General features: G+C 69.3%; 24 protein-coding genes. 7 read left to right on the forward strand and 17 right to left on the reverse strand.

All coding sequences use genetic code 11. From position 1 onward, the window contains the following. Nucleotides 1-187 precede the first annotated feature (187 nt). Nucleotides 188-1465, forward strand: coding sequence for a type I restriction-modification enzyme R subunit C-terminal domain-containing protein (locus DR046_RS12580; RefSeq protein ID WP_167767100.1), 1278 nt, complete (start codon nt 188-190; stop codon nt 1463-1465). Nucleotides 1466-1794: 329 nt separating this feature from the next. On the opposite strand, the gene DR046_RS12590 is transcribed toward DR046_RS12580, so the two are convergent. Both DR046_RS12590 and DR046_RS12595 read right to left on the reverse strand, forming a co-directional pair. Next, nucleotides 1795-2865 carry an AAA family ATPase gene (locus tag DR046_RS12590; protein WP_115382745.1) on the reverse strand — a complete coding sequence of 357 codons (1071 nt, stop codon included), beginning with the start codon at nt 2863-2865 and terminating at the stop codon, nt 1795-1797. Between the two features lie 197 nt (nt 2866-3062). Next, entirely contained in the window at nt 3063-5543 is a 2481-nt protein-coding gene (locus DR046_RS12595) for an adenosylcobalamin-dependent ribonucleoside-diphosphate reductase (RefSeq protein ID WP_115382746.1), read from the reverse strand. Nucleotides 5544-5619: 76 nt separating this feature from the next. Here DR046_RS12595 and DR046_RS12600 point away from each other — a divergent pair, with 76 nt between their 5' ends. Further along, a complete protein-coding gene (locus tag DR046_RS12600) occupies nt 5620-6039 on the forward strand; it encodes a DUF1489 family protein (protein ID WP_115382747.1) in 420 nt (139 codons plus the stop codon). Nucleotides 6040-6147: 108 nt separating this feature from the next. Here the strand turns inward: DR046_RS12600 and serS are convergent, their stop codons facing one another. After that, nucleotides 6148-7440, reverse strand: a complete 1293-nt coding sequence (gene serS / locus DR046_RS12605; RefSeq protein ID WP_115382748.1) for a serine--tRNA ligase — start codon at nt 7438-7440, stop codon at nt 6148-6150. 174 nt (nt 7441-7614) lie between these two features. Between serS and yajC the strand changes: the two genes are divergently transcribed. Genes yajC through secF form a run of 3 tightly spaced genes read left to right on the forward strand, consistent with a single transcriptional unit; the run spans nt 7615 to nt 10576 of the window. Next, nucleotides 7615-7938: a preprotein translocase subunit YajC gene (yajC, locus tag DR046_RS12610; RefSeq protein WP_115382749.1), complete on the forward strand. Its 324-nt coding sequence runs from the start codon at nt 7615-7617 to the stop codon at nt 7936-7938. Nucleotides 7939-7942: 4 nt separating this feature from the next. Beyond that, nucleotides 7943-9607 carry a protein translocase subunit SecD gene (secD, locus tag DR046_RS12615; RefSeq protein ID WP_115382750.1) on the forward strand — a complete coding sequence of 555 codons (1665 nt, stop codon included), beginning with the start codon at nt 7943-7945 and terminating at the stop codon, nt 9605-9607. Nucleotides 9608-9610: 3 nt separating this feature from the next. Beyond that, nucleotides 9611-10576: a protein translocase subunit SecF gene (secF, locus tag DR046_RS12620; RefSeq protein ID WP_115382751.1), complete on the forward strand. Its 966-nt coding sequence runs from the start codon at nt 9611-9613 to the stop codon at nt 10574-10576. Between the two features lie 60 nt (nt 10577-10636). On the opposite strand, the gene DR046_RS12625 is transcribed toward secF, so the two are convergent. Further along, the gene (locus DR046_RS12625; protein WP_115382752.1) at nt 10637-11401 is read right to left on the reverse strand and encodes a DUF1013 domain-containing protein; all 765 of its coding nucleotides are present in this window, start codon (nt 11399-11401) and stop codon (nt 10637-10639) included. Nucleotides 11402-11544: 143 nt separating this feature from the next. Here DR046_RS12625 and DR046_RS12630 point away from each other — a divergent pair, with 143 nt between their 5' ends. Next, nucleotides 11545-12177 (forward strand): ribonuclease T2 family protein, encoded by a 633-nt coding sequence (locus DR046_RS12630; protein WP_115382753.1) that lies wholly within the window; start codon nt 11545-11547, stop codon nt 12175-12177. 16 nt (nt 12178-12193) lie between these two features. Here the strand turns inward: DR046_RS12630 and DR046_RS12635 are convergent, their stop codons facing one another. The 7 genes from DR046_RS12635 to DR046_RS12665 all read right to left on the reverse strand — a co-directional run bounded on the left by DR046_RS12635 (nt 12194) and on the right by DR046_RS12665 (nt 19366). Then, a complete protein-coding gene (locus DR046_RS12635) occupies nt 12194-13480 on the reverse strand; it encodes a bifunctional diguanylate cyclase/phosphodiesterase (protein ID WP_115382754.1) in 1287 nt (428 codons plus the stop codon). A gap of 180 nt (nt 13481-13660) precedes the next feature. Next, on the reverse strand, nt 13661-14272 hold the full coding sequence (gene recR, locus DR046_RS12640) for a recombination mediator RecR (protein ID WP_280652839.1): 612 nt from the start codon (nt 14270-14272) through the stop codon (nt 13661-13663). 2 nt (nt 14273-14274) lie between these two features. Then, complete coding sequence (locus DR046_RS12645) at nt 14275-14619, reverse strand: YbaB/EbfC family nucleoid-associated protein (RefSeq protein ID WP_115382755.1); 345 nt, start codon at nt 14617-14619, stop codon at nt 14275-14277. Between the two features lie 109 nt (nt 14620-14728). After that, on the reverse strand, nt 14729-15208 hold the full coding sequence (dps, locus tag DR046_RS12650; protein WP_115382756.1) for a DNA starvation/stationary phase protection protein Dps: 480 nt from the start codon (nt 15206-15208) through the stop codon (nt 14729-14731). A 309-nt stretch (nt 15209-15517) separates the two neighbouring features. Next, complete coding sequence (locus tag DR046_RS12655; RefSeq protein WP_115382757.1) at nt 15518-17251, reverse strand: DNA polymerase III subunit gamma/tau; 1734 nt, start codon at nt 17249-17251, stop codon at nt 15518-15520. 58 nt (nt 17252-17309) lie between these two features. Next, nucleotides 17310-17693, reverse strand: a complete 384-nt coding sequence (locus DR046_RS12660) for a YidH family protein (RefSeq protein ID WP_115382758.1) — start codon at nt 17691-17693, stop codon at nt 17310-17312. A gap of 146 nt (nt 17694-17839) precedes the next feature. After that, nucleotides 17840-19366, reverse strand: coding sequence for a DEAD/DEAH box helicase (locus DR046_RS12665; protein WP_115382759.1), 1527 nt, complete (start codon nt 19364-19366; stop codon nt 17840-17842). Between the two features lie 224 nt (nt 19367-19590). Here DR046_RS12665 and DR046_RS12670 point away from each other — a divergent pair, with 224 nt between their 5' ends. After that, the gene (locus DR046_RS12670) at nt 19591-20016 is read left to right on the forward strand and encodes an OsmC family protein (RefSeq protein WP_115382760.1); all 426 of its coding nucleotides are present in this window, start codon (nt 19591-19593) and stop codon (nt 20014-20016) included. Here the strand turns inward: DR046_RS12670 and DR046_RS12675 are convergent. The 6 genes from DR046_RS12675 to DR046_RS12700 all read right to left on the reverse strand — a co-directional run bounded on the left by DR046_RS12675 (nt 19991) and on the right by DR046_RS12700 (nt 25477). After that, nucleotides 19991-20623, reverse strand: a complete 633-nt coding sequence (locus DR046_RS12675) for a hypothetical protein (RefSeq protein WP_115382761.1) — start codon at nt 20621-20623, stop codon at nt 19991-19993. The genes DR046_RS12670 and DR046_RS12675 overlap by 26 nt on opposite strands. A gap of 1 nt (nt 20624) precedes the next feature. Continuing rightward, a complete protein-coding gene (locus DR046_RS12680; protein ID WP_115382762.1) occupies nt 20625-20981 on the reverse strand; it encodes a hypothetical protein in 357 nt (118 codons plus the stop codon). Nucleotides 20982-21099: 118 nt separating this feature from the next. Continuing rightward, nucleotides 21100-22722 (reverse strand): peptide chain release factor 3, encoded by a 1623-nt coding sequence (locus DR046_RS12685; RefSeq protein WP_115382763.1) that lies wholly within the window; start codon nt 22720-22722, stop codon nt 21100-21102. Nucleotides 22723-22897: 175 nt separating this feature from the next. Next, nucleotides 22898-23500: a pyridoxamine 5'-phosphate oxidase family protein gene (locus tag DR046_RS12690; protein ID WP_115382764.1), complete on the reverse strand. Its 603-nt coding sequence runs from the start codon at nt 23498-23500 to the stop codon at nt 22898-22900. A gap of 184 nt (nt 23501-23684) precedes the next feature. Next, the gene (locus DR046_RS12695) at nt 23685-24497 is read right to left on the reverse strand and encodes an SDR family NAD(P)-dependent oxidoreductase (protein WP_115382765.1); all 813 of its coding nucleotides are present in this window, start codon (nt 24495-24497) and stop codon (nt 23685-23687) included. Then, entirely contained in the window at nt 24494-25477 is a 984-nt protein-coding gene (locus DR046_RS12700; RefSeq protein WP_115382766.1) for a class I SAM-dependent methyltransferase, read from the reverse strand. The genes DR046_RS12695 and DR046_RS12700 overlap by 4 nt, the downstream gene beginning before the upstream one ends. Nucleotides 25478-25485: the final 8 nt, after the last annotated feature.

The following is a 25485-nucleotide window of genomic DNA, read 5'->3' on the forward strand; positions in this document are numbered from 1 at the left end:
TGATCGAGAACTTCTCGATCGCCCGGAAGGAGCCGCACGTCGCGATCTCGGTCGACATGCTCGACACGGGCGTCGACGTGCCGGAGGTGGTCAACCTCGTCTTCTTCAAGCTCGTCCGATCAAGACGAAATTCTGGCAGATGGTCGGGCGCGGAACCCGCCTGTGCCCCGACCTTTTTGGCCCGGGGATGCGAAAGACCGAATTCCGGATCTTCGATGTCTGCGGGAAGCTTGAGTTCTTCGGCGCGAATCCAGAGCTGTCCGACCCTCCCGTGCCCAAGTCCCTGACGGAACGGCTGATAGCGGCCAGGCTGAAGCTCACCCAGGCCATCGATCAGGCTGTCGCTACAGGATCGCCGCCGCAGACGATTCTGCCCGTGGCGCAGAATGAAGCCGTGTCTCGTGAAGAACTTGCCGAGGTCCGGACTGGCATGGTCGGCGAGGTCAGGCCCTTCATTTCGGGGCTGGATACGTCGTCCTTCAGCGTCAGGTCTCATCTCCGCCTCGTCGATGCCTGGCAGGCGGAAGACGCGCCGTGGTCGCAGCTTTCCGACGATGCGGCGGAGGAACTCGCCCATCTCGCCAGCCTTCCGAGCAGCACGGATCTTGGCGGGGAGGAGGCGAAGCGTTTCGATCTGCTGATGTTCGAGGTTCAGCTGAGCCTCTTCGGGCGGTCGACGAAGCTCGAAGCATGCCGGAGGAGGGTGACGGAGATCGCGACGGCGCTGTCCACGAAGATGGAAATCCCCGCAATCGCCCGCCACGCCGAGTTGATTGAGGACCTCATGAGCGAAGTTTGGTGGACGGGGTTGACCGTCCCGGTCGTGGAGCGTGCCAGACTTCGCCTGCGCGATCTGGTGCATCTCATCGACCAGGTGTCACGGCCGGTCCTCTACACGGACTTCTTAGATGAACTTGGCGTGCCGACTACGGTGGCGCTCAGCCCGACAGCTGATTTTGCGGCCTCCAAGAAGAAGGCACGTGCATTTCTTGCCGAGCATGAAGACCATGTCACGCTGCGGAGATTGCGCAGCGGAAAGGCTCTGACCGCTCTCGACATCTCTGAGCTTGAGCGCATGCTCCTGGCAGCTGGAGTCGGATCTGATGCCGACATCGGGGCGGCGAGGACCATGGAAGCTGCGCAGGTTGTTGGGTTCGGTGTCTTCCTGAGATCTCTGGTCGGGCTCGACCGGGGTGCTTCCCAAGAGTACTTCGCTGCCTTCATTGCTGACGGCGCAAGTGCCGATCAGATCGAGTTCATTGCCATGGTGATCGAGTATCTGGCGGAAAGCGGCGTCATCGATCCGGGGCTGCTCTATACGTCTCCCTTCACCGACACATCACCGAATGGACCTGACGACCTATTTGAGGCCGCTGTGGTCGAAGACCTATTCGAAAGGCTGCGTGCGATAAATCAGAGCGCGGTTGCGATCGCCGGCGCGAACGCGTCAGCAGAGGCGGGATAGGGTTCGACCCCGTTCATATTGGGTCCTGCCGTAGCTGCGCGCGGCCATTGACCTGCGCCCGCAAGCGCGCACTCCGCCATCGAACTGACCATCGGTCGCATGAAGACCGGCGGTCGCCTGTCGCGCTCGCCCCTCAAGCGCACCCTCGGTGACGCGCTGCACACGGTGATCTGCGGCGCAGGACATAACATCCCCCTTATCCTCGCCCACTTCAGGCATCTCCCACCCGCAATCACGGCCCCCCTCCTGCTCTTTTTTGGTGTTGGTCCAAACCAGCAAGGACGAGCAGAACGCCGGAATGGCCGCGACGGCGTGATGTTCAGAACCGACTAGTGAAGCACGGGGCGATGGGCGAGATCCTCTGCTCGATGGATCATGCGAACGATCGTCCGGAGTGACGGTCGCCGCTGCGGAGCGGCGCTCTCGATGATTTCGATGATGACCGCGCCGAGAAGGTGATCAAGGTCGCTTGCATCCAGTCTACGTAGCGCGAAGTCGATCAACTGCTTGTTCGACAGCTCGTGAGTGCGGGTGGGCGGGACGCGGCTCGGGAGCGGTCCCGGCAGGCCGATCGTCGAGTTCGCCGTCAGCACCCAGCCGAGCCACGACATGTCGCATGTCACCCGGAAGTAGGGGCAGCTCCACGCTCGTGCAGTAGACGGCTCAAGAAAGGCGAGAAGCGCGTTCGTGAGCGACCACGTCAGACCGTTTCGGGACGTGGGTGCGCCAGACTTCTCGACCTCGTCGATCACGACGAGGCCGTTCGCGAGGCGCGTGTCCAGTACCATCTCCAGGGGACGACCGGGGCTGGCGGGAGTCCATCCGCGTTGGCACCCGGCAACGCTGAAAGACGCATTCTCTGCAATGGCGTCCATGACGGTGGTAGGCAGGCAAAGCTTCTTGCCCAGGCTACGAGCCCAATGGGACTTGCCCACGCCGGCCGGGCCGACGAGAAGCTGCGGCGGCAGACGCAAGCCACGGTGACCCTCGCGCACGGAGCGGCGCAGGGCCCGCCAGACTCGCTCGGTCGCCACGTCCATCCAAGGCATCTCTTCGTGGATGGCCGACGCGATCTCGTCCGCACGATGTTCCGAGGAGATGGCAACGACATGTGCCCCCTCCTTCACTCTTATGAGCCGCTTGCGATCGTCGTGCTTGAGGTCCTTCGGGAGCATTTTCTGCCGATCCCTGGCGGCGACGTAGCGCTCTGCTCGACGGCGGATACGTGCTCGCTCGGCCGCAGTGATTTCAGGACGCAGACTCAGTCGCTCCTCCTCCTCCTCCAGCTGGTCCATGCGAAAATTTACCAAGTACCTCTGAAGGCGGCGTGCGACATCGGCGACCTCTCCTGTCGAGGCGGGCCAGATCAGGTCAAAGAAGGGAATGATATTCATGGACATGGCAGGCGGACTCCCGCCGAGGGACGCCGCGTCGAACTCTCGATGGAAAGTCCGCTTGGGCGTCAGATGGCGGGGTCCGGACCCGATGAAAGCCAGCCAAGACGATAACCAAAACAGATGAAAGACTTGACAGGGGTTGCGCATGAAAACCGTCAGATGCGCACTTTTATGGGTCGTTCACATTCCTTTCGGGCCCGTCAGCCGCATTTCGAGAAGCCGCAGGCCGCGCAGGTGGCGCAGCCCTCGACCATGTGGACCTCGAAGGATCCGCAATTGGGGCAGGAGGGGCCCGCCACGGGACGATCGGCCGGGGTGGCCGGGTCGATCTTCAGCCCCAGCCCCTCGCCCGACAGGAAGCCGATGGCGACCATGTGCCGCTCAATCACGCCGCCGATCGCGGCAAGGATCGAGGGCACGTATCTCCCCTGCATCCAGGCGCCGCCGCGCGGATCGAACACGGCCTTCAGCTCCTCGACGACGAAGCTCACGTCCCCCCCGCGCCGGAACACCGCCGAGATCATCCGCGTCAGCGCGACCGTCCAGGCGAAATGCTCCATGTTCTTGGAGTTCACGAAGATCTCGAAGGGCCGCCGCTGGCCGTCGAGCTCGATGTCGTTGATGGTGATGTAGAGCGCGTGCTCGCTCATCGGCCACTTGATCTTGTAGGTCTCGCCGGTCAGCTGGGCTGGGCGGTCGAGCGGCTCGAACAGGCGGACGATAGGATTATCGGGTCCCGCGCTTGCAGGTGCAGTCTCTTGGCTTGTCGCAGGATGCACTTCATCCGAGGCCAGTGAGGAGATGGGGACGTCGAGCGCCGCTGCGAGTGCCGTCACAGTCTGCAACTTCGGGCTTTTCGACCGACCTTCGAGAATGTCCGTCACCGCCCGTCTGTTCAAACCCGCCATCTTGGAAAGCGTCGCAGGCTTCAAATCGCGTTGCTTCATAATTCCCGCAAGCCTGTTAGCCAGCGACGCCGGCTCGGTGGCCGCCGCGCTCAGCACGCTCCCCGTGACGTCGTTCGGCCGGTAGGTCGTGCAGCCCTTGCAGCCCGTCCTCCAGGCCTGCGTGTAGACGTCCTTGAACGCCTCGAAGGAAATGTCGGCGGGCACGTTGATCGTCTTGGAGATCGAGGAATCCACCCATTCCTGCGCCGCCGCCTGCATCGCGACATGGTCGCCCGGCTCCAGGTCGCCGACCGAGACGATGCTGTCGGGCAGCGGGGCGTCGCCATGGAGCTTGCGCCAGACGGCGATGGCGAAGTCCTGCACCACCTCCTCGGTCCGCGTCCCGTCCGGCTGCAGCACCTTGCGCGTGTATTCGGTGGCGAAGATCGGCTCGATCCCCGAGGACACGTTGCCCGCAAGCAGGCTGATCGTCCCCGTCGGCGCGATCGAGGTCAGCAGCGCGTTGCGCAGCCCCGACTCGCCGATGGAGGCACGCACATCCGGGTCGAGCTTCTGCACCATCGGCGCGGCCAGGATCGCGTCGCGGTCGTAGAGCGGGAAGGCCCCCTTCTCGGCGGCCAGCCGGGCCGAGGTGAAATAGGCTGCGTTGGCGATAGTGCGCAGCCAGTTCCGCGTCGCCTCGACCGCCTCGGGCGCACCATAGCGCAGCCCGCACATCGCCAGCGCGTCGGCCAGGCCCGTCACACCCAGCCCGATCCGGCGCTTGGCCTTCGCCTCCTCGGCCTGCTGGGGCAGGGGGAAGCGCGAGGCGTCGACGACGTTGTCCATCATCCGGATCGCCGTGCCGGTCAGCTCCTCCAGCGCCTCGGCGTCGAGCGCGGCCTCCTCCGTGAACGGCGCCTCGACCAGCCGCGCAAGGTTGATCGAGCCCAGGAGGCAGGCGCCGTAGGGCGGCAGGGGCTGCTCGCCGCAGGGATTGGTCGCGGCGATGGTCTCGGCATAGGCGAGGTTGTTGGCCGCGTTGATCCGGTCGATGAAGATCACCCCCGGCTCGGCATAGTCGTAGGTCGCGCGGATGATCGCGTCCCACAGGTCGCGCGCGCGGATCGAGCGGTAGATCGTGCCGTCGAAGATCAGGTCCCAGTCGGCATCGGCGGCGACCGCCTCCATGAACGGGTCGGTGACGAGGACCGAAAGGTTGAACATGCGCAGCCGGGCGGGGTCGGACTTGGCGGCGACGAAGTCCTCGATGTCGGGATGATCGCAGCGCAGCGTCGCCATCATCGCGCCCCGGCGCGAGCCCGCCGACATGATCGTCCGGCACATCGCGTCCCAGACATCCATGAAGCTGAGCGGCCCCGACGCATCGGCGGCCACCCCCGAGACGGAAGCGCCCGCGGGCCGGATGGTCGAGAAGTCGTAGCCGATCCCGCCGCCCTGCTGCAGCGTCAGCGCCGCCTCCTTCAGGGCGTCGAAGATGCCGGCCATGCTGTCCTCGACCGTGCCCATGACGAAGCAGTTGAACAGCGTGACGGAGCGGTCCGTCCCCGCCCCCGCGACGATCCGGCCGGCGGGCAGGAAGCGGAAATCCTCCAGGGCCTCGCGGAAGCGGGGCCGCCAGAGCTCCGGCTCCTCCTCGGGTGCGGCGAGCGCGGCGGCGATCCGGTCCCAGGTCGCCGGCAGGTCCGCGTCGAGCGGCGTTCCGTCGGCGGCCTTCAGGCGGTATTTCATGTCCCAGATCTGCTCGGCGATCGGGGCGGCGAAATCGGACATCGGGTCGCGATCCTCTAGGGCTGGTTGCGCGCGGGGCTCCGGCAGCTAGATATGCACGTATAGCCCCGGGTGTCACATGATCAATCTCCTCAAACTGAGCGTCGGCAGCGACAGCATGTCCGACCTGGCCCGCTGGCAGGCGAGCGCCGGGGCCAAGGGCCCGGACGGCGCCCCGCGCCACGTCACCCGGATGTGGCCCAGGCGCGAGGCAGAGATCCTCGCCGGCGGCTCGATCTACTGGGTGATCCGCGGCGCGATCCTCTGCCGCCAGCGGATCGTCCGGCTGGACGAGGTGCGCCGCGCCGACGGCATCCCTCGCTGCGGCATCGTGCTGCACCCGGACTTGGTCCCCGTGGTCGCGACGCCGAAGCGCCCCTTCCAGGGCTGGCGCTACCTGACGGCCGAGGACGCCCCCGCCGATGCCGAGGGACGGCAGGACGAGGCGCCGCTGCCCCCGGCGCTCTCGGTCGCCCTGGCCGAGATCGGCGTGCTCTGACACAGGGAGCGTTAAAGCCCCATCAAGGTTAACGCCCGCCCTCTCCTTCGATGCTCCGGAAATATGCCGGGGGGCCCGAAGGGCGGGGGCAGAGCCCCCTCCGCTGTCTCAGACCAGCGCGCCCTCGGGCGAAAGCACCGTCTTCTCGCCCAGATAGGGCGCCAGCACCTCAGGCAGCACGACCGATCCGTCCGCCTGCTGTCCGTTCTCCAGCACCGCGATCAGGCAGCGCCCCACGGCGAGGCCCGACCCGTTCAGCGTGTGCACGAACTCGGGCCTGCCGCCGCCCGCGGGCTTGAACCGCGCGTTCATCCGCCGCGCCTGGAAGTCGCCCGTGGTCGAGCAGGAGGAGATCTCGCGATAGCTGTCCTGCCCGGGCAGCCAGACCTCGATGTCATGCGTCCGCCGCGCGCCGAAGCCCATGTCGCCGGTGCAGAGCACGACCGTCCGGTAAGGCAGACCCAGCCGCTCCAGGATGTCCTGGGCGAGTCCGGTCATCCGGTCGAGCTCCGCCCGCGACTCGTCGGGATGCGTGACCGAGACCATCTCGACCTTCTCGAACTGGTGCTGTCGCAGCATCCCCGCCGTGTCCCGCCCGGCCGAGCCCGCCTCGGACCGGAAGCACAGCGTATGCGCCGTCATCCGGATCGGCAGCGCCGCCTCCTCCAGCATCTCGCCCGCGACCGAATAGGTCAGCGTCACCTCGCTGGTCGGGATCAGCCAGTAGCCCTCGCGTGTCAGGAAGCTGTCGTCGCCGAACTTCGGCAGCTTGTCGGTGCCGAGCATCGCGTCGTCGCGCACGAGGACCGGAGTCATGTGCTCCACGAGGCCGTTCTCGGTCGTGTGGACGTCCAGCATGAACTGCGCCAGCGCCCGGTGGAGGCGCGCCACCGCGCCGCGCAGCATCACGAAGCGCGACCCCGACAGCTTCGCCGCCGTCTCAAAATCCATCCCCGGCACGACGCCCGCGATCTCGTAATGCTCCTTCGGGGTGAAGTCGAAGGCGCGGGGGGTGCCCCAGCGGTGGAGCTCGACATTGCCCGACTCGTCCGCGCCGTCGGGCACGTCGGCGTCGGGCAGGTTGGGGATGCCCAGCAGGGCGTCGCGCAGCCGGGCGTCGGTCTCGCGCGCCTCCTCCTCCAGCCGGGCGATCTCGTCCTTCTTCTCGGCGACCAGCGCGCGCAGCCGCTCGAACTCGGCCTCGTCCCCGCTGGCCTTGGCGCGCCCGACCTCCTTCGAGGCGGCGTTGCGTTCCTGCAGCGCGGCCTCCGAGGCCTGGATGCTGCCGCGCCGCGCCTCGTCGAGCGCCAGCAGGTCGGACGACATCGGCGCAAGCCCCCGGCGGGCGAGGGCGGCGTCGAAGCCGGCCGGATCGTCGCGGATGGTGCGGATGTCGTGCATGGCGCGGGGCCCTCCTGTGGCGTGGCGGTCCCATAGCGCGGCCCATGTCCGGGGGCCAGCCCGCCCGAGGCCGGTCCGGGCTTGTGACCCGCCCTTGCACGCCCCATGTGGCCCCCGTAGGTTCGCCGCGATTTCGACGGGGGCCGCCCCCGATCACTGCCGAGGACCCCGCCCATGTTCGCAACCCCCGCCTACGCCCAGGCCGCCGCTGGCGGCGCCGGAAGCGCATTCGCCCAGTTCATCCCCCTGATCCTGATCTTCGCGATCATGTACTTCCTGCTGATCCGCCCGCAGCAGAAGAAGGTGAAGGAGCACAAGGCGATGGTCGAGGCGCTGCGCCGGGGCGACCAGGTCGTCACCCAGGGCGGGCTGATCGGCAAGGTGTCGAAGGTGAAGGACGACGGCGAGCTGGAGGTCGAGATCGCCGAGGGCGTCAAGGTCCGCGTCGTCCGCGGCACCATCGCGCAGGTCCTGTCCAAGACCGAACCCGCGAGCTGAGCCCATGCTGCAGATCGCGCTCTGGAAGCGGCTGTCGATCCTTCTGGTCTGCGTGATCGGTCTGGCTCTGGCGGCGCCGAACCTGTTCTACGGCCCGGTCGAGCGTCACAACGACGCCGCCACCGCGCTGGAGCGGGGGGCCGTGCCGACGCCGGAGATCGAGGCTGCGCTGGCCGAATGGCCGGATTTCCTGCCCTCGGGGCTGGTGAACCTCGGGCTCGACCTGCGCGGCGGGGCGCATCTTCTGGCCGAGGTGCAGCTTCAGGACGTCTATGCCTCGCGCATCGACGGCTACTGGCCCGAGGTCCGCGACATCCTGCGCGAGCTGCGCGACACCGTCGGCACGATCCGCCGGCAGGAGGCGCCGCCGGACGAGCTGCGCGTCCGCATCTCCCAGCCCGAAGGGATGCAGGCCGCCGTCGAGGCCGTGCGCGAGCTCGCCTCGCCCATCGTCTCGATGACCGGCGTGGGCCAGACCGACATCGCCGTCTCGGGCAGCGGCGACGTGCTGACCCTGACCCTGTCGGAGGCCGAGCGCGCCGCGACCGACGACCGCACCATGCAGCAGTCGCTCGAGATCATCCGCCGCCGCGTCGACGAGGCCGGCACCCGAGAGCCGACCATCCAGCGCCAGGGTGCCGACCGCATCCTGATCCAGGTGCCCGGCATCGGCTCTGCCCAGGAACTCAAGGAGCTGATCGGCACGACCGCGCAGCTGACCTTCCACCCGGTCATCGCGCGCGGGGCCGACCCGTCGACGACGCCGTCGGCCGACGAGCTTCTGCTGCCCGACATGGAGGACGAAGGCGTCTTCTACCTGCTGGAGCGGTCCCCGGTCGTCTCGGGCGACGAACTGGTCGACAGCCAGCCGGGCTTCGACCAGAACGGCCTGCCCGCCGTCACCTTCCGCTTCAACCCGGCGGGCGCGCGCGCCTTCGGGGTCTACACCTCCGAAAATATCGGCGCCCCCTTCGCCATCGTCCTCGACGAGGAAGTGGTCACGGCCCCGACGATCCAGAGCGCGATCACCGGCGGCTCGGGCCAGATCACCGGCAACTTCAACGTCGAGGAGGCCAACCGCCTCGCCATCCTGCTGCGCGCGGGCGCGCTGCCCGCCGACCTGACCTTCCTCGAGGAACGCACCATCGGCCCCGAGCTGGGGCAGGACAGCATCGACGCGGGCCAGGTCGCGGCCGTCGTCGCGATGGTCGCCGTCATCGCCTTCATGATCCTGAGCTACGGCATCTTCGGTTTCTTCGCGACCGTCGCTCTCTCGCTCAACGTGGCGCTGATCTTCGGGCTGCTCAGCCTCATCGGCGGAACGCTGACCCTGCCGGGCATCGCCGGGATCGTGCTGACCATCGGTATGGCGGTCGACGCCAACGTGCTGGTGTTCGAGCGCATCCGGGAGGAGCTCAAGACCGCCAAGGGCCCCGCCCGCGCCATCGAGCTGGGCTACGAGAAGGCGCTTTCGGCCATCGTCGACGCCAACATCACCACCTTCATCATCGCGGTGATCCTCTTCGCGCTGGGCTCCGGCCCGGTCCGGGGCTTCGCGGTGACGCTGGGCATCGGCATCCTGACCAGCGTGTTCACGGCGATCTACGTCACCCGCCTGCTGATCGTGTTCTGGTTCGAACGCCGCCGCCCCCGCACAATCGAGGTCTGACCCATGCGCCTGCGACTCGTTCCCGACGAGACCCACTGGGATTTCATGAAGTGGCGGCACTGGACCTTCGGGGCCTCGGTGATCGCGATGGTGGCCTCGCTGATCATCTGGGCCGTCATGGGGCTGAACTTCGGCATCGACTTCCTCGGCGGAACCACGATCCGGACCGAAAGCACCCAGGCCGTCGATGTCGGCGCCTACCGCGCCGCGCTGGACCCGCTGGCCCTGGGCGACGTGACCATCACCGAGGTCTTCGACCCGACCTTCGGGCCCGACGAGAACGTGGCGCAGATCCGCATCCAGGCGCAGGAGGGGGCGGAGTCGGTCACGCCCGAGACCATCGCCGCCGTCGAGGCCGCGCTGCAGCAGGTCGATCCCTCGCTGACCTTCCCATCGGTCGAATCGGTCGGGCCCAAGGTTTCGGGCGAGCTGATCATGACGGCGCTGATCGCCGTGGGCGCGTCGCTCGCCGCGATCCTGTTCTACATCTGGCTGCGCTTCGAATGGCAGTTCTCGGTCGGCGCCATCGCGGCGCTGATCCACGACGTGGTGCTGACGGTCGGAGTGTTCTCGCTGCTGCAGATCCGCTTCGACCTGGCGACCATCGCGGCGATCCTGACCATCATCGGCTATTCGATCAACGACACGGTCGTGATCTTCGACCGGCTGCGCGAGAACCTCATCAAGTTCAAGAAGACGCCGCTGATCGAGGTGATGAACCGCTCGGTCAACGAGACGCTGTCGCGGACCCTGATGACCTCCGGCACGACGATCCTGGCGCTCGTGGCGCTGATCGCGCTGGGCGGGGACGTCATCCGCGGCTTCGTCTTCGCGATCCTCTGGGGCGTCGTCGTCGGCACCTATTCCTCGGTCTATGTGGCCAAGAACGTGGTGCTGATGCTCGGGGTGGAGCGGGACCCGAAGAAGCCGTCCGACGCCGGGACGCAATTCGCCGACATCGACGCCTGAACGACCGGGCCTCCGGTTTACCGGAGGCCCGCCGCGGGTCGACCCGCGGCGTCCCCGGCCTCAGCGGCGGGGATCGTCCTCGTCCTCGTCGTCGTCCCCGCCCTCGGGCAGGTTGAAGAAGCTGTCGGCGTCGCGCGGGTCGCGGTTGTCGCGCTTCTCCTCCTCGTCGTCCGACCCGGTCAGGCTGAACGTCTCCAGCCCGGCCATCGATGCGGGCAGGGCGGGCTCGCCGCCACCCAGCGACTGCTCGGTCGAGAGCAGCTTGCGCCGCTCCTCGTCGGACATGGCGGCGCCGTCCCGGGCCTTCTGCGCGGCGGCCTTCTGGACGGCGGCGTCGAGCTCGGTCTGCTTGCACAGGCCCAGGGCGACGGGGTCGATCGGCTCCATGTGCTGGATGTTCCAGTGCGTCCGCTCGCGGATCGACTGGATCGTCGGCTTGGTCGTGCCGATCAGCTTCGAGATCTGCGCGTCGGTCAGCTCGGGATGGAACTTGACCAGCCAGAGGATCGAGTTCGGCCGGTCCTGGCGCTTCGACAGCGGGGTGTAGCGCGGGCCGCGGCGCTTCTCCTCGCCGATGGCAGCTGCGTTGTGCTTGAGCTTCAGCTTGTGGCCCGGGTCCTTCTCGGCGGCCCGGATCTCCTCGGCGGTCAGCTGGTTGTTGGCGATCGGGTCGAAGCCCTTGACCCCGACGGCCACGTCCCCGTCGGCGATGCCCTGGACCTCCAGCTCGTGCAGCGAGCAGAAGTCGCCGATCTGCTTGAAGCTCAGCGTGGTGTTGTCCACCAGCCAGACGGCGGTGGCCTTGGCCATGATCGGTTTGTTCATCCTCGGTCTCCTATCTCTGTCCCAGGCGGGCAAGCCTCTCGCGCGGCCCGGATCAGGGGCTGCGGCCGGGGCCGCGGGTTCGCGCTTTCGGGGGAACTCTCCGTTGCATATAGTGACGGGCGCCATCAAGGGGAAGCCGTGAAATGAGACGCCTGCTGGCCCTGTTCGCCCTGCTGGCCGCGCCCGCCCTCGCCGACGGAGAGCCGGCGGGCGAGTTCGACTACTACGTCCTCGCGCTCAGCTGGTCGCCGTCCTGGTGCGCGCTTGAGGGCGACGCGCGCGGCTCGCCCCAATGCGCCGACGGCACGGGCTTCGGCTTCGTGCTGCACGGGCTCTGGCCGCAATACGAGGCGGGCTGGCCCAGCTACTGCCGTGGGCCGCATCCGGAGGCGACGCGCGCCCAGACCGCGGCGATGGCCGACATCATGGGCACGGCGGGCAGCGCCTGGCATCAGTGGAAGAAGCACGGCCACTGCTCGGGCCTGACGGCGGGCGACTACTTCCGCCTCGCGCGGCTGGCCTTCGACGGCGTGACGCGCCCCGCCGAGCTGCGCGCGCTCGGCCGCCCCGTGACCCTGCCCGCCGAGGTCGTCGAAGCCGCCTTTCTCGAGGCCAATCCGGGCCTCTCCGACGAGGGCGTGACCGTGACCTGCCGCGACCGGCGGGTGCAGGAGGTGCGCATCTGCCTGACCCGCGCGCTGGAGCCGCGCGCCTGCGCCCCCGACGCGGCCCGCGACTGCGGGCTGCGCGACGCGCTGCTCCTGCCGGTGCGCTGAGGGCGGGGGACAGGGGTCAGACCGCGCCCAGCCTGTCGGCCCAGTCCTCCACCGGGGCGGGACGGCCGAGGTAATAGCCCTGACCGTAGCGGATGCCGAGGGCAGTGACGGCGCAAAGCTGCGCCTCGTCCTCGATCCCCTCGGCGCAGACCGACATGCCCAGCTCGTCCGTCATCCGCACGAGATGGCGCAGGATCGTCTCCTCCCGCCCGTCGCCGCCGAGCCCGGCGACGAAGCCGCGATCCAGCTTCAGCACGTCCACCGGCATCTTGCGCAGCCGGTCGAGGTTGGACAGGCCGGTCCCGAAATCGTCCAGCGCGACCCGCACGCCCCGCGCCCGCAGGCGTCGGACCAGATCCTCGGCCCGGTCCGGACGGGCGATGACGGCGCTCTCCACGATCTCCACCATCAGACGCTCTGCCGGCAGGCGCTGCAGCACGTCCTGCAACCATCGGCAGGAGCCGGAGCCTTGGCCGTCCAGCACCGCCCCGGTGATGTTCACCGTCACGAACAGGTCGGGATGCGCCACGACCGGCTGCACGACCTTCTCCAGCAGCCCGGGCATCAGGTCCGAGAGGTGGCCGGGAATCCGTTCGAGAATGTCGACGAAGGCCTCCGGCTCGACCCGTGCGCCATCCGCCCGCGTCCACCGCAGCAGCGCCTCCAGCCCGGCGATGCGCCCGGTGGCCAGCTCGACGATGGGCTGGACGTGATACCTGAGCGCGCCGGAGGCCAGCCCTTCCGCGACCTCCGCCCGCGAGGGCGGAGAAGACCGGCTCCCCAGCGCGGCGCCGATCACCAGCCGGTCGCCGCCCAGATCCTTCGCCCGCGCCACCTGAGCGCCGCAGCGAAGGATCGCACGGGTCCGCGATTCGCCTGCGGGCACCTGGACCAGCCCGGCGGAAAGCGTCCGCATCGCCGTCCCCGTCGCGCTGTCGATCAGGGCGCGGCCACCGATGAGGCGGAGCGACTCTACGATCTCGGCCGCCGCCTCGAGTTGTGCGGCGGGCAAACGCAGGAGGAAACGCCCTTCGTCGACCTGCTCCAGCTCGGCCCTCGCCGGCAGGGCGCGGTGCAGCGCGTCCCCGATCCGGTCGATCAGGCGCGTGCTGACGTCGTAGTCGTGACCGTCGACCAGCGCGCGGAAGTCGTCGAGATCGAGCAGCGCAAGACAGCCTTCCTCCGCGGCGTCCAGGTCCGGCAGAACGGCGGGGGTCTTCGCCGCGCGCTTCTGCCACCACAGGGTCGCCGTCGCGCCCGCGGCCGCGCCAAGCAGGCAGGCGATGATCCAACCGTCGCGCATGGAACCCCTTCGATCTGGACGAACGGAGAAATAGTCACATCTGAAACGGATATCATGACAGACCGGACCAGCCGGCCGGGAGTGGAAGATGAGGCGTGACCTTTCGGCAACGCCGGACCCCGGCACCGGGGAGCTGCACGTTGGGCGACCGCATGAGATGCCGCCCGATGGCCCGCCGCCTCAGATCGGCTGGCGCTGTGCCAGGGCCGCGCGCAGCGTGCCGTCGTCCATGTAGTCGAGCTCGCCGCCCACGGGCATGCCGCGGGCGAGGCCGACGGCCCGCGCGCCGGTACCCTCGATCTCGCGGGCGACGTAATGGGCGGTGGTCTGGCCGTCGACCGTGGCGTTGAGCGCGAGGATCACCTCGGTCACGCCTTCGGCGGCGATGCGGTCGCGCAGCTTCGGGATCGACAGGTCCTCGGGCCCGACATCGTCCAGCGGCGAGAGCGTGCCGCCCAGCACATGATAGCGGCCCTGGAAGACCTGCGCCCGCTCCATCGCCCAGAGATCGGCGACGTCCTCGACGACGCAGATCTGGCCGTTGGCCCGCGCCTCGGAGGCACAGATGCCGCAGATGTCCCGGGTCGAGACGTTGCCGCAATTGAGGCAGGGCCGGACCGACTGCCCGACCTCGGTCAGAAGCCGGGCCAGCGGCACCAGCCGCGCGTCCCGCTTCTTGACGAGATGCAGCACGGCGCGCCGCGCCGACCGAGGGCCGAGCCCCGGCAGGCGCGCCATCTGCGCGATCAGCTCCTCGATGGCTTCCTGGCCGTCCAGGCTCCGCTGGGCCAAGGTCAGAAGGGCAGGTTCATGCCCGGCGGCAGGCCGAGTTCCTGCGCCATCTTCCCCATCTCCTCGCGGCCGCGCTCGTTGGCGCGCGCCTGCGCGTCCTTGATCGCGGCGAGGATCAGGTCCTCGGCCATCTCCTTGTCGTCGGGGCTGAAGATCGAGGGGTCGATGTCGAGCCCGATCAGCTCGCCCTTGGCGGTGGCGGTGGCCTTCACCAGCCCCGCGCCGCTTTCGCCGGTGACGTGGATATGGGCCAGGCTCTCTTGCATCTCGCCCATCTTGGCCTGCATCTCCTGGGCCTTCTTCATCATCCCGGCCATGTCGCCGAGGCCGCCCAATCCCTTGAACATCGCCGCTCTCCAAAAACTTGCGTCCCCACCGAGGTAGCGGTGGGGACGCAGGGCTTCAAGCGGGCGCCGGACCGTTCGGGTCCGGCGTGGTCCTGGGGCGGGGAGGGGCTCAGAGCTCCTCGTTTGCGCCGATGAACCAGGTGTCCTTCTCGACCATGCGGCTGACCTCGGTCAGCAGGTCGGCGGTATCCTCGTCCCCGGCCTCGTCGGCGGCGTCGATGCCTTCGCGCAGCGACTTGCCGTATTGCTTGAACCGGGTGACGAGCTCGCCGATGTGCTTCTGGATGTCGGTCAGCTCGACGGGATAGGCCGGCAGGTCGGACTTTTCGGCGACTTCCTGCGTCGTGCCGCGGGCAAAGCCGCCCATGATCGCGACGCGTTCGGCGATCATGTCGGTGCCCTCGCCGAGCCGCTCGGACACCTCGTCGAGCAGTTCGTGGACGCCGATGTAGCCGCGCCCGCGCAGGTTCCAATGGGCCTGCTTGACGGCAAGCCGGAGGTCGATGCCTTGCACAAGCCGGGCGTTCAGCACCTCGCACATCTGTTCCTGGGTCTGCTGGTCGATGCCTGTGACGAAGCTGTCGGGCATGGGTCTCTCCTCGTGGTGCGGTTTCCGAGAAGGCAACTTTGAGCGGCGCGATTCGGTTTCATCCCGCGGCGCCCGTTCCGAAGGCCGGGCCGGGGGACGCCCCCCGGACCCCCGACCGGAGCCGGGTGCTACCGCGTTGATGCGGAGTGGCCTCTCAGGTCGATCGAGGGTGATGCGCGCCGCCGCGAAGGGGCTTCATGCAAGCTCGGTCGGAGGGGGCTCTGCCCCCGCCCTGCGGGCCCCCCGGAGTATTTCCGGCCACAGGAAGACGCAGGATCGGCCGAGAGAGGGCCGCGGCCGGAGTCCGGTTCAGTCCTCGTCGAACGGATCCCATTCCTCCTCGACCTCTTCCAGCGCCTCGCCCGCCGCCTGCTTCTCGATCTGCGCGCGGGTGCGGACCTCCAGCAGTTCGGCGCCCGGGAACGCGGCGAGCACGGCCTGGGTCAGGGGATGGGCGAGGGCGGCGGCCTCGCTCTCGCGGCGGGCGGCGTCGCGGGTCTCGGCGATGGTGGGGGCGCCGCCCTTGCCGATGGTGACGACCCAGCGCACGCCGGTCCAGCCCTGCAGGCGTCCGGCGAGGCGCTGCGGCAGGTCAGGGGCGGCGCCGGGGGCCAGATCCAGCTCGATGCGGCCGGGGGCGTAGCGGACGAGGCGCAGGCCCGTCTCGACCTCGACCAGCAGCTTCACGTCGCGATTGGCGCGGATCAGCTCGACCACCTGAGGAAAGGTCTGGAACCGGGAGAGCGCCTGCTCCGGTTCGGCGGCCAGCGCCGGGGCCGCGCCGCCGCCGGCCCGCGCAACCGGGGCGCCGCCATTGCCCGAGGGCGCGGGGCGGGGGGCCTGAGACGGCGCGGGGGCGGCGGGCGCGTCGCGCAGCTTGCGGATCAGCTCGTCCGGGGAGGGCAGGTCGGCGACATGGGTCAGCCGGATCACCGCCATCTCGGCGGCCATCATCGGGTTCGGGGCCTGCGCGACCTCCTCCAGGGCCTTCAGCAGCATCTGCCACATCCGGGTCAGGCTGCGCATCGGCAGGGCCTGGGCCATGGCCTGGCCGCGGGCGCGTTCGTCGGGGCCGACGGTCGGGTCCTCGGCGGCGTCCGGGCTGATCTGGATGACCGAGACCCAATGCGTGACCTCGGCCAGGTCGCGCAGCACGGCCATCGGGTCGGCGCCGTCGCTGTATTGCGCGCCGAGTTCCATCAGCGCCGCCGCTGCCTCGCCCTTCATGATCAGGTCGAAGAGGTCGAGCACCCGGCCCCGGTCCGCGAGCCCCAGCATCGCGCGGACCTGATCGGCGGTCGTCTCGCCGGCGCCGTGGCTGATCGCCTGGTCGAGCAGCGACATCGCGTCCCGGACCGAGCCCTCGGCGGCCCGCGCGATCAGGCCCAGCGCATCGGCGGCGATCTCGGCGCCTTCCCGGTCGGCGATTGTCCGCAGATGCGCGATCATCACCTCCGGCTCGATCCGGCGCAGGTCGAAGCGCTGGCAGCGCGACAGGACCGTGACCGGGACCTTCCGGATCTCGGTCGTTGCGAAGATGAACTTCACATGCGCGGGCGGCTCCTCCAGCGTCTTGAGCAGCGCGTTGAACGCGCTGGTCGAGAGCATGTGGACCTCGTCGATGATGTAGATCTTGTAGCGGGCCGAGGCGGCGCGGTAGCGCACCGAGTCGATGATCTCGCGCATGTCGCCGACGCCGGTGTTGGAGGCGGCGTCCATCTCCAGCACGTCGACATGGCGCCCCTCGGCGATGGCGCGGCAGGGTTCGCAGACGCCGCAGGGATCGGTGGTCGGCCCGCCGGTCCCGTCGGGGCCGATGCAGTTCAGCCCCTTGGCCACGATCCGGGCCGTCGTCGTCTTGCCGGTGCCCCGGATGCCGGTCAGGATGAAGGCCTGCGCGATGCGCCCCTGCTGGAACGCGTTGCGCAGGGTGCGCACCATCGGGTCCTGACCGATGAGATCGGCGAAGGTCGCGGGCCGATACTTGCGGGCGAGGACCTGGTAGGCCCCCGTCGTCGTCCTGTCCTGCGGCTGATCCTGCATCGGGCCTCCTCGAGAGACTCCCGGTTCTAGTCACGCGGCCCCGTCGCGTCCACCGCGATCAGAGCGTCCAGAGGATCGCGCCGACCGCCACCGCGCCGGCCGAGAAGACGATGGCCAGCACTGCGAACATGCGGGGGCTCTGCTCCTCGGTGGCATGGGTCTCGAGACGGCGGGAGCTCTGCTTCGAATTGCGCCAGGCCGAGAAGAAGATGAGCAGCGAGGCCGCGATGAACACGCTGGCCACGAGCTTCGGCAGCCAGGGCGGATCGGCGGCGTCGAAGACGGCGCGCAGGCCCACCGCGATGGCGATGGCGGCCATGCCGGTCCGCATCCACCCCGCGAAGGTCCGGTCGTTGGCGAGCGCGGTACGGTCCTCGGCCCAGTCGGTGCGAGACTCGGCCCAGTCGGTCTTGCGGTCGTGGTCGGGAGGCGTCTGGTCCATGGCGAAGCAGATAGGGCGGAGACGGCCAGGCCCAACCTCGCGAGGCCCGGCAGCGGCGACAGCCCGCCCAACAGCGCGCAGGCGTCACCCTGTCCGACACCTTCCGCAAGCGGACGGGCCCGCTGTCGCAGGCCCGAGCGCGGGCGTCAGGCCGATTCGGCCATCCGTTCCTCGAAGCTCATCTCGATGAAGCTGGGGACATGATCGCCCAAGCCGACCACCCGCGACCCGCGCTCGCCCTGATCGCGCCCGCGTCCGCCGCGAGAGCGTGTGCCGCGGCCGCTCCGCTCGGCCGTGTCCGGCTCCTCGGCCCGCGCGGGGGCCTCCTCGGCGGGCTTGCGCGCCTTCGCCGCGAGATCGCGATCCCGCGCCTCGTCGGCGGCGGCATCCTGCGCCGCGTCGGGCTGCGCCGCGTCGGGCGCGGTTTCCTCCGCCGCCTCCTCGGAAGGCTTCGCCCGCGACCGGCTGCGCGAGCGGGTCCGCTTCGGCGCCTCCTCCTCCTCGGCGGCGTCGCCCGCGGGCGCGGTCCAGGGATTGTCGCCGCGGGGGATCGAATGGCCGATCAGCCGCTCGATGGCGTCGAGATACTTCTCGTCCGAGGGCGTGTAGAGCGTGTAGGCCGTGCCCGTCCTGCCCGCGCGCCCGGTGCGGCCGATGCGGTGGACATAGTCCTCGGCATGGCTGGGGACGTCGAAGTTGAACACATGGCTCACATTCGGGATGTCGAGCCCGCGCGCCGCCACGTCCGAGGCCACGAGGAACCGGAGCGAGCCGTCGCGGAACGCGTCAAGCGTGCGCGTGCGCTGCGACTGGTCGAGATCGCCGTGGATCGGCTCGGCGTTCAGCCCGTGCTTCTTCATCGACTTCGCCACCACGTCGACCTCGGTCTTGCGGTTGCAGAAGATGATGGCGTTGCGGCAGTCCTCGGCGTCGCGGGCGATGATCGAACGCAGGATCTCGCGCTTGTCCTTGGCGGCGTAGTGCTTGTTCTTCGGCCTGTGCTCCACCAGGACCTGGGTGATCGTCTGCGACGTCGTGTTCTGCCGCTCGACCTCGATCTTTACGGGGTTGGACAGGAAGGTGTTGGTGATCCGCTCGATCTCCGGCGCCATGGTCGCGCTGAAGAACAGGGTCTGGCGCGTGAAGGGCGTCATCTCGAAGATGCGCTCGATATCGGGGATGAAGCCCATGTCGAGCATCCGGTCGGCCTCGTCCACGACCATGATCTCGACGCCGGTCAGAAGCAGCTTGCCGCGCTCGAAATGGTCGATCAGCCGGCCGGGCGTGGCGATCAGCACGTCGACGCCGCGGTCGATCAGCTGGTCCTGCTCCTTGAAGGAGACGCCGCCGATCAGCAGCGCTTTCTTCAGCCGCGAGCCCTTGGCGTAGAGCTCGAAATTCTCGGCCACCTGCGCGGCCAGCTCGCGCGTGGGCGCCAGCACCAGGCTGCGCGGCATCCGCGCCCGCGCCCGGCCCTTGCCGAGTCGCGAGATCATCGGCAGCGTGAAGGCCGCCGTCTTGCCCGTGCCGGTCTGGGCGATGCCCAGCACGTCGCGGCCTTCCAGGGCGGGCTTGATCGCACCCTCCTGGATCGGGGTGGGGGTGGTGTATCCGGTGGCCTCGATGGCCTTGAGAACCTTCGGATCGAGGTTCAGATCAGAGAAAGTGGTCATTCGCGTCCTGATTGGAGAGCGGGGCCGTATTGCCCCGGCGCTCGGGTGGCGGAACGCGATCGAACAAGCGCTCCTCGGGATCGTCAGCCTGCATGTCCTGCGGGCGCGCTTCGCGTAGCAAAGTCGCCTCGTCCGGTCAATCGCTTGCGGGGTCGCGGGTCTGGACCCGGCCCATTACGACCTATGTGGTGCCCTCAACGCATCCGGACAAGAGGAGAATCGAGATGCCGAAGAAACGCGGAAGCGCCCATTGGGAAGGTGGTCTGAAGGACGGCAAGGGCACGGTCTCGACCGAGTCCAACGCCCTTGACGACCAGCCCTATGGCTTCAACACCCGGTTCGAGGACAAGGTCGGCACCAATCCCGAGGAGCTGGTCGCGGCGGCCCATGCCTCCTGCTTCTCGATGGCGCTGTCGATGGTGCTGGGCGAGGGCGGCATGACCGCTTCGGCGATCGACACCAACTGCGCGGTGACGCTGGACCAGGTCGACGGAGGCTTCGCGGTGACGAAATCGCACCTCGTCGTCACGCTGACCGTCCCCGGCGCCGAAGAGTCGGCCGTGCGCGACGCCTGCGAGACGGCCAAGGCGAACTGCCCGATCTCGAAGCTGTTGACGGCCGAGATCACGATGGAGGTGAAGATCGCCTGACCGCCGAAGGGTGCAGCGCGGGGCGGTAGCCCCCCGCCAGCACCGCGCGCGCGACGGGGTTGGTCAGGATCGTGACCGGCCCCGTCGCCAACGCCTCGGCCGAGCCATAGCCGTCCGGCGCGTAGGGCAGGGCGCGGCCGCCAGTCAGCAGGAAGGCGCGCCCGGCCTGCGCGAAGAAGCTGCCGTCGGGCAGATCCGCGGCCGTCCCCGTCTCGTGGCGCAGGCGCCGGGCGCCGGGGATCGCGCGGGCCGCGTGAAGGCGCGCGTCCATCGCCGACGCCCCCTCGCGCGTTCCGAAGGCTTCGGCCCAGGCACCGCGCCACCTTTCGTAGTCGGCCCGCCGACATTCGGCGCAGGGCCGATGCCCGGCCGCAAGCGCCACCGCCTCGTCGAGGAAAAACAGCTCGGTATAGCGCCCCGGACGGAGGATCTTCCGGGGCTTTCCCCTCGGAACCAGCGTGCAGCAGACCCAGTTGCGGTGCGCCCAGCGTTTCGGCCCGATCTCCCCGGCCTCGTCGTGCAGGACGCCGCGATTGCCCATCATCGTGCCGCGTTCGGGGACGGTGGCAAGGCTGCCGTCGGGCTGGACGCGGTTCGGATGCGGCATCTCAGCCGCCGGTATCGAGCCGCGCCGCCAGAGCCGGATCGTCCTCCGCCGCTTCCTCGATCCGCTCGGCCCAGCCGGGCAGGGCGCCCAGTTCCGCCAGCGGGTCCGCCAGCCGCCCGCCCTCGTCGATGGGGAGCCCGGCGCGGAGCGCGGCGAAAGCCAGCTCCGGCTCCTCGGCGATAAGCGCATCCATCACGACGCCGGTCCAGGCGTCCGGCGTCTCGGTCCCCGGCTCCTCGGTCCCCAGATAGGCGACGTATCGCGCGGCGAAACGGTCGAGCGGCAGGTCTCCGGGGGGCAAGGCGTCCGTCTCCTCGGGCAGGCCGAGGGCCCGGGCGACGAGGGCGCGGGGGATCATCGGCGGTACCCTGTGCAGGGGGCAGAGGAGGCCTCCGCTCTCCGGCCCGCGGCCTCCACCCGAGGTGCCCCCGGCGATGCGAAGAAGCTGGATCGGCGCGACGACGGGAAGCGTCCGCTCACACCATCATCTCCTTCGTCGCGCTCAACGTCACCTTCGGGTGGTCGCGCTCGATCCGGTCGATGTCCCATTGCAGGCGCGTCAGGAAGACCGGGTCGCCGTCGTTGTCATGGGCGATGTGCTGGCCGTTCTTCGCGATCACCTGATCCACCGCGTCCTTCGGCCCCGACAGCCAGCGCGCCGACTTGAACTGCGACGGATCGAACCGCACCGGCAGGCCGTATTCCTGTTCGATCCGGCTGGCCAGCACCTCGAACTGCAGCGCGCCGACAACGCCGACGATGAAGCCCGAGCCGATGGCGGGTTTGAAGACCTTGGCCGCGCCCTCCTCGGCGAACTGCATCAGCGCCTTCTCCAGGTGCTTGGCCTTCATCGGATCGCCCGCCCGCGCCGTCTGCAACAACTCCGGCGCGAAGGAGGGGATGCCGGTGAAGCGCAGCGTCTCGCCCTCGGTCAGCGCGTCGCCGATGCGGAGCTGGCCGTGGTTCGGGATGCCGATGATGTCGCCGGCCCAGGCCTCCTCGGCCAGCTCGCGGTCGGCGGCGAGGAACAGCACCGGGTTGGTGATCGCCATGGGCTTCTTCGACCGGACATGGGTCAGCTTCATCCCCCGCTCGAAATGTCCCGAGGCAAGGCGCACGAAGGCCACCCGGTCCCGGTGCTTGGGGTCCATGTTCGCCTGCACCTTGAAGACGAAGCCCGTGACCTTCGACTCGTCGGCGCTGACCTGGCGCGGTTCCGCCCTCTGCGGCTGCGGAGGCGGCCCGAACTCGGCGATTCCGGTCATCAGCTCCTGCACGCCGAAGCTGTTGATGGCCGAGCCGAACCAGATCGGCGTCAGCGTGCCGTCGAGAAAGGCCGTGCGGTCGAAGGCGGGCAGCAGCTCCCGCGCCATCTCCACCTCCTCGCGCAGCTTCGCGAGCAGGTCGGCGGGGACGTGGCTTTCAAGCTTCGGGTCGTCCAGCCCGCTGATCTTCACCGTCTCGGCGACCCGGTTGCGGTCGGCCCGGTCCATCAGCTCCAGCCGGTCGTGCAGCATGTCGTAGCAGCCGAGGAAGTCGCGCCCCATCCCGATCGGCCAGGAGGCGGGGGCCACGTCGATGGCGAGGTTCTCCTGGATCTCGTCGACGATGTCGAAGGTGTCCCGGCTCTCGCGGTCCATCTTGTTGCAGAAGGTCAGGATCGGCAGGTCGCGCAGGCGGCAGACCTCGAACAGCTTCTGGGTCTGGCTCTCGACGCCTTTCGCGCCGTCGATCACCATCACGGCGGCGTCGACGGCGGTGATCGTGCGATAGGTGTCCTCGGAGAAGTCCGAGTGGCCGGGCGTGTCGACGAGGTTGAAGCGATAGGCCTGGCCACCCTTCGTGAAGTCGAAGGACATCGCCGAGGCGGAGACCGAGATGCCCCGCTCCTGCTCCATCTTCATGAAGTCCGACCGCGTCCGCCGCGCCTCGCCCTTGGCGCGCACCTGCCCCGCCATCTGGATCGCGCCGCCGTAGAGAAGGAACTTCTCGGTCAGGGTCGTCTTGCCCGCATCCGGGTGCGAGATGATCGCGAAGGTGCGGCGCCGCCCGATCTCGGGCGGCAGCGGGGGCGCGTTGGTCTGGAGCGTGTCGGGCATGCCGCCCCTATAGGCGCGCCCGCGACCCGTCGCAATCGGGGGCCACGCGTTAACGGTTTGCAGCAATTCGCGCGCTAACGCTGGCGGCAGGAGGGTGCGCCATGCGGGCATTCAGACGTCAGGCCATCGCCATCGAATGGGCGGTCGGCCTTGCCGCGCGCGGGGTCGCGCGGGGCTACCACATCGTGCGGGCGGCGCGTTCCGGCCATTCGGCGTCATAGGCGGCGCCGTCGAACCCGGCCTTCGCCTCCGCCAGCAGCGCCCCGACGCTGGGCAGGTCCGGGGCAAGCCGGCCGGACCAGAGATCCGCGCGCAGGATCGCGCGGGCGCATTGGCTGTAGATCTCGCCGATCGTGACGACGACGACGAGGGTCGGTCGCCGCCCGCGATCCTCGAACCGCGCGACCAGACCGGGATCGGTCGTCAGCCGGGAAGTGCCGTTGACCCGCACGACATTGGCCGACCCGGGCACGAGGAACATCAGCGACATGCGCGGATCGCGCACGATGTTGCGCAAGCTGTCCAGCCGCTGGTTCCCCCGCCAGTCGGGCAGCAGCAGCGTCCGGTCGTCGGGCGCCTGCACGACCGGGCCATCGTCGCCGCGCGGGCTGGCATCCGTCCCCTCGGGCCCGACCGTCGAGAGGATGCAGAAGCGCGAGGCCATCACCCACCGGCGGTAGAGCGGCGTCAGCCGGTCCGCCACCTTGTCCAGCGCCGGCGCGCCCGGAGCGCCATAGAGCGCGTGCAGCGCGTCGAGATCGGTGACGTCGTGAGCCATGCCCGCCTTATCCCCGCCGGAGGCTGTCGGCGCAACGGCGGCGAGGTCGCCCGGACCTCCTCGTCACGGGTTCGCGGGTTCCCGAATTCCAACCTCTACCCCGCGACCGATCCTTCAGGCCGAAGCGCGGCGCGACAGCGCCCGGGCGGGCGGGGGCTCGATGCCCCCGGGCGCCCGTCTCCCCCTAGTGCGTCGGCTCGACCACCGGATCGATGAGCGTGCGGCCGCCGTCGACGGTCAGGATCTGGCCGATCATGAAGCCCGACGCGCTCGACACCAGGTATTGCACCGTCTCCGCCAGCTCCGTCGGGGCGGCGATGCGGCCCATCGGCGTCGCGTCGACGATGGCGCGGCGCAGGTCGCTCTCCTCCGAGATGCGCTGCTTGAGGTTGGCCGACATGACCGAGCCGACCGCCAGCCCGTTGACGCGGATACGCTTGGAGGCAAGCGAGACCGCCAGCGAGCGCGTCGCCTGGTCCAGCGCGGCCGCGCTGACCGAGTAGGCCAGAAGCTCCGGCTGCGTGCGCCGCCCGGCGATCGAGCCGACGTTGACGATCGAGCCGATGATCCCCTCGTCCTGCCCGTCCTCCTCGGCCTGGTGGATCATGCGCTTCGCCACGGCCTGGCTCAGCCGCAGCGCGGTCATCAGGTTCTGCTCCAAGAGGATGCCGACGCTGTCGTCCTCGGGGTCGAGCGGATCGGTGATCATGATCTGGCGCGAGGCGTTGACCAGGATGTCGACCCGGTCGAAGGCGTCGATGGTCGCCGACAGCAGGTTGGCGATGGTCAGCCGCTCGCGCAGGTCTCCCGCGAAATAGCGCAGGTTGCCGGCCTCGTCGCTCTGCGCCTCGCCGATCTCGTCCTCCAGCCTTCCCTCGTCGCGGTCGGCGAACATCACGTTCGCGCCCTGCTCGACGAAGTGGCGCGCGATGGCGAGGCCGACGCCGTTGGCGGCGCCGGTGACGATGGCGGTCTTGCCCTCGATGCTGAGGCTCATGCCTGTCTCCGGTTGGGGCGGCGGGCCGCGATCACCTTGTAGCCCCGGGCGTCCTCCAGGACCGTGACCTCTCCGAAGGCCGCGTTCAGGGCCGCCTCATAGGGCAGGTGGCGGTTGGCGACCAGCAGAAGGCGGCCGCGCGGGCTCAGAAGCCGCGCGGCCGCGGCGACGAAGGCGCGCCCGAGGTCGGGATCGGCCTTGCGCGCGGCATGGAAGGGCGGGTTGGTGACGATGGCGTCGAAAGGGCCGCCCTCGAACCTCGTCGCATCGGCCCAGTGGAAACGCACGCGGGGGTCGGTGACGTTCGCGCGCGCGCTCTCCAGCGCCGCGTGCTCGGCCTCGACCAGATGGCACTCCCGCACCGCGTCGGAGTCCAGCACCCGCGCGGACAGGTATCCCCAGCCCGCGCCGAGGTCGCAGACCGACCCCGAGAGGCCACCGAGATGCCCGGCCAGAAGCGCCGAGCCCGGATCGACCCCATCCGCCGAGAACACGCCCGGCGCGGTCCGGAAGCCCCCGGCCACCGAAGGCGCGGTCGCCCAGTCTTCCGGCACCGTCGCGGGCGCCTCGAAGGCGAAGCACTTGCCGTGGGCCTTGGAATAGACCTCTCCGACCGGGACGGAGCCCCGCAGCCGCTTCAGCACCGAATCGACGCCGTCGGTCTTGGCCCCGTCGACGATCACGGTCCCGCCGGCGCCCACCCTCGCGCAGGCCCGCGCCAGCAGATCGAAGCTCAGCGCCTTGGCGCGGGCGGCGAAGACCACGGCGGCAGCGAAGGAGCCTTCCGCGCGCGGAACGACCGTCAGCCCCCGCGCCTCCAGCGCGTCGACATCCGGCCGGAACCCGTGCTCGACCACGACCCGGTCGACCGGCAGCCCGTCCAGCGACAGGTCGCCCGGTGGCCGCAGCAGCAGGACCCGCCCCTCGGGCGGCAGCCGGACGATCCCGCCGGACAGCGCGAGGGACAGGCGATCGGTCATGAGCGGAG

The sequence above is a fragment of the Jannaschia formosa genome (genome assembly GCF_003340555.1).
In the GTDB taxonomy this organism is placed as follows: Bacteria; Pseudomonadota; Alphaproteobacteria; order Rhodobacterales; family Rhodobacteraceae; genus Jannaschia; species Jannaschia formosa.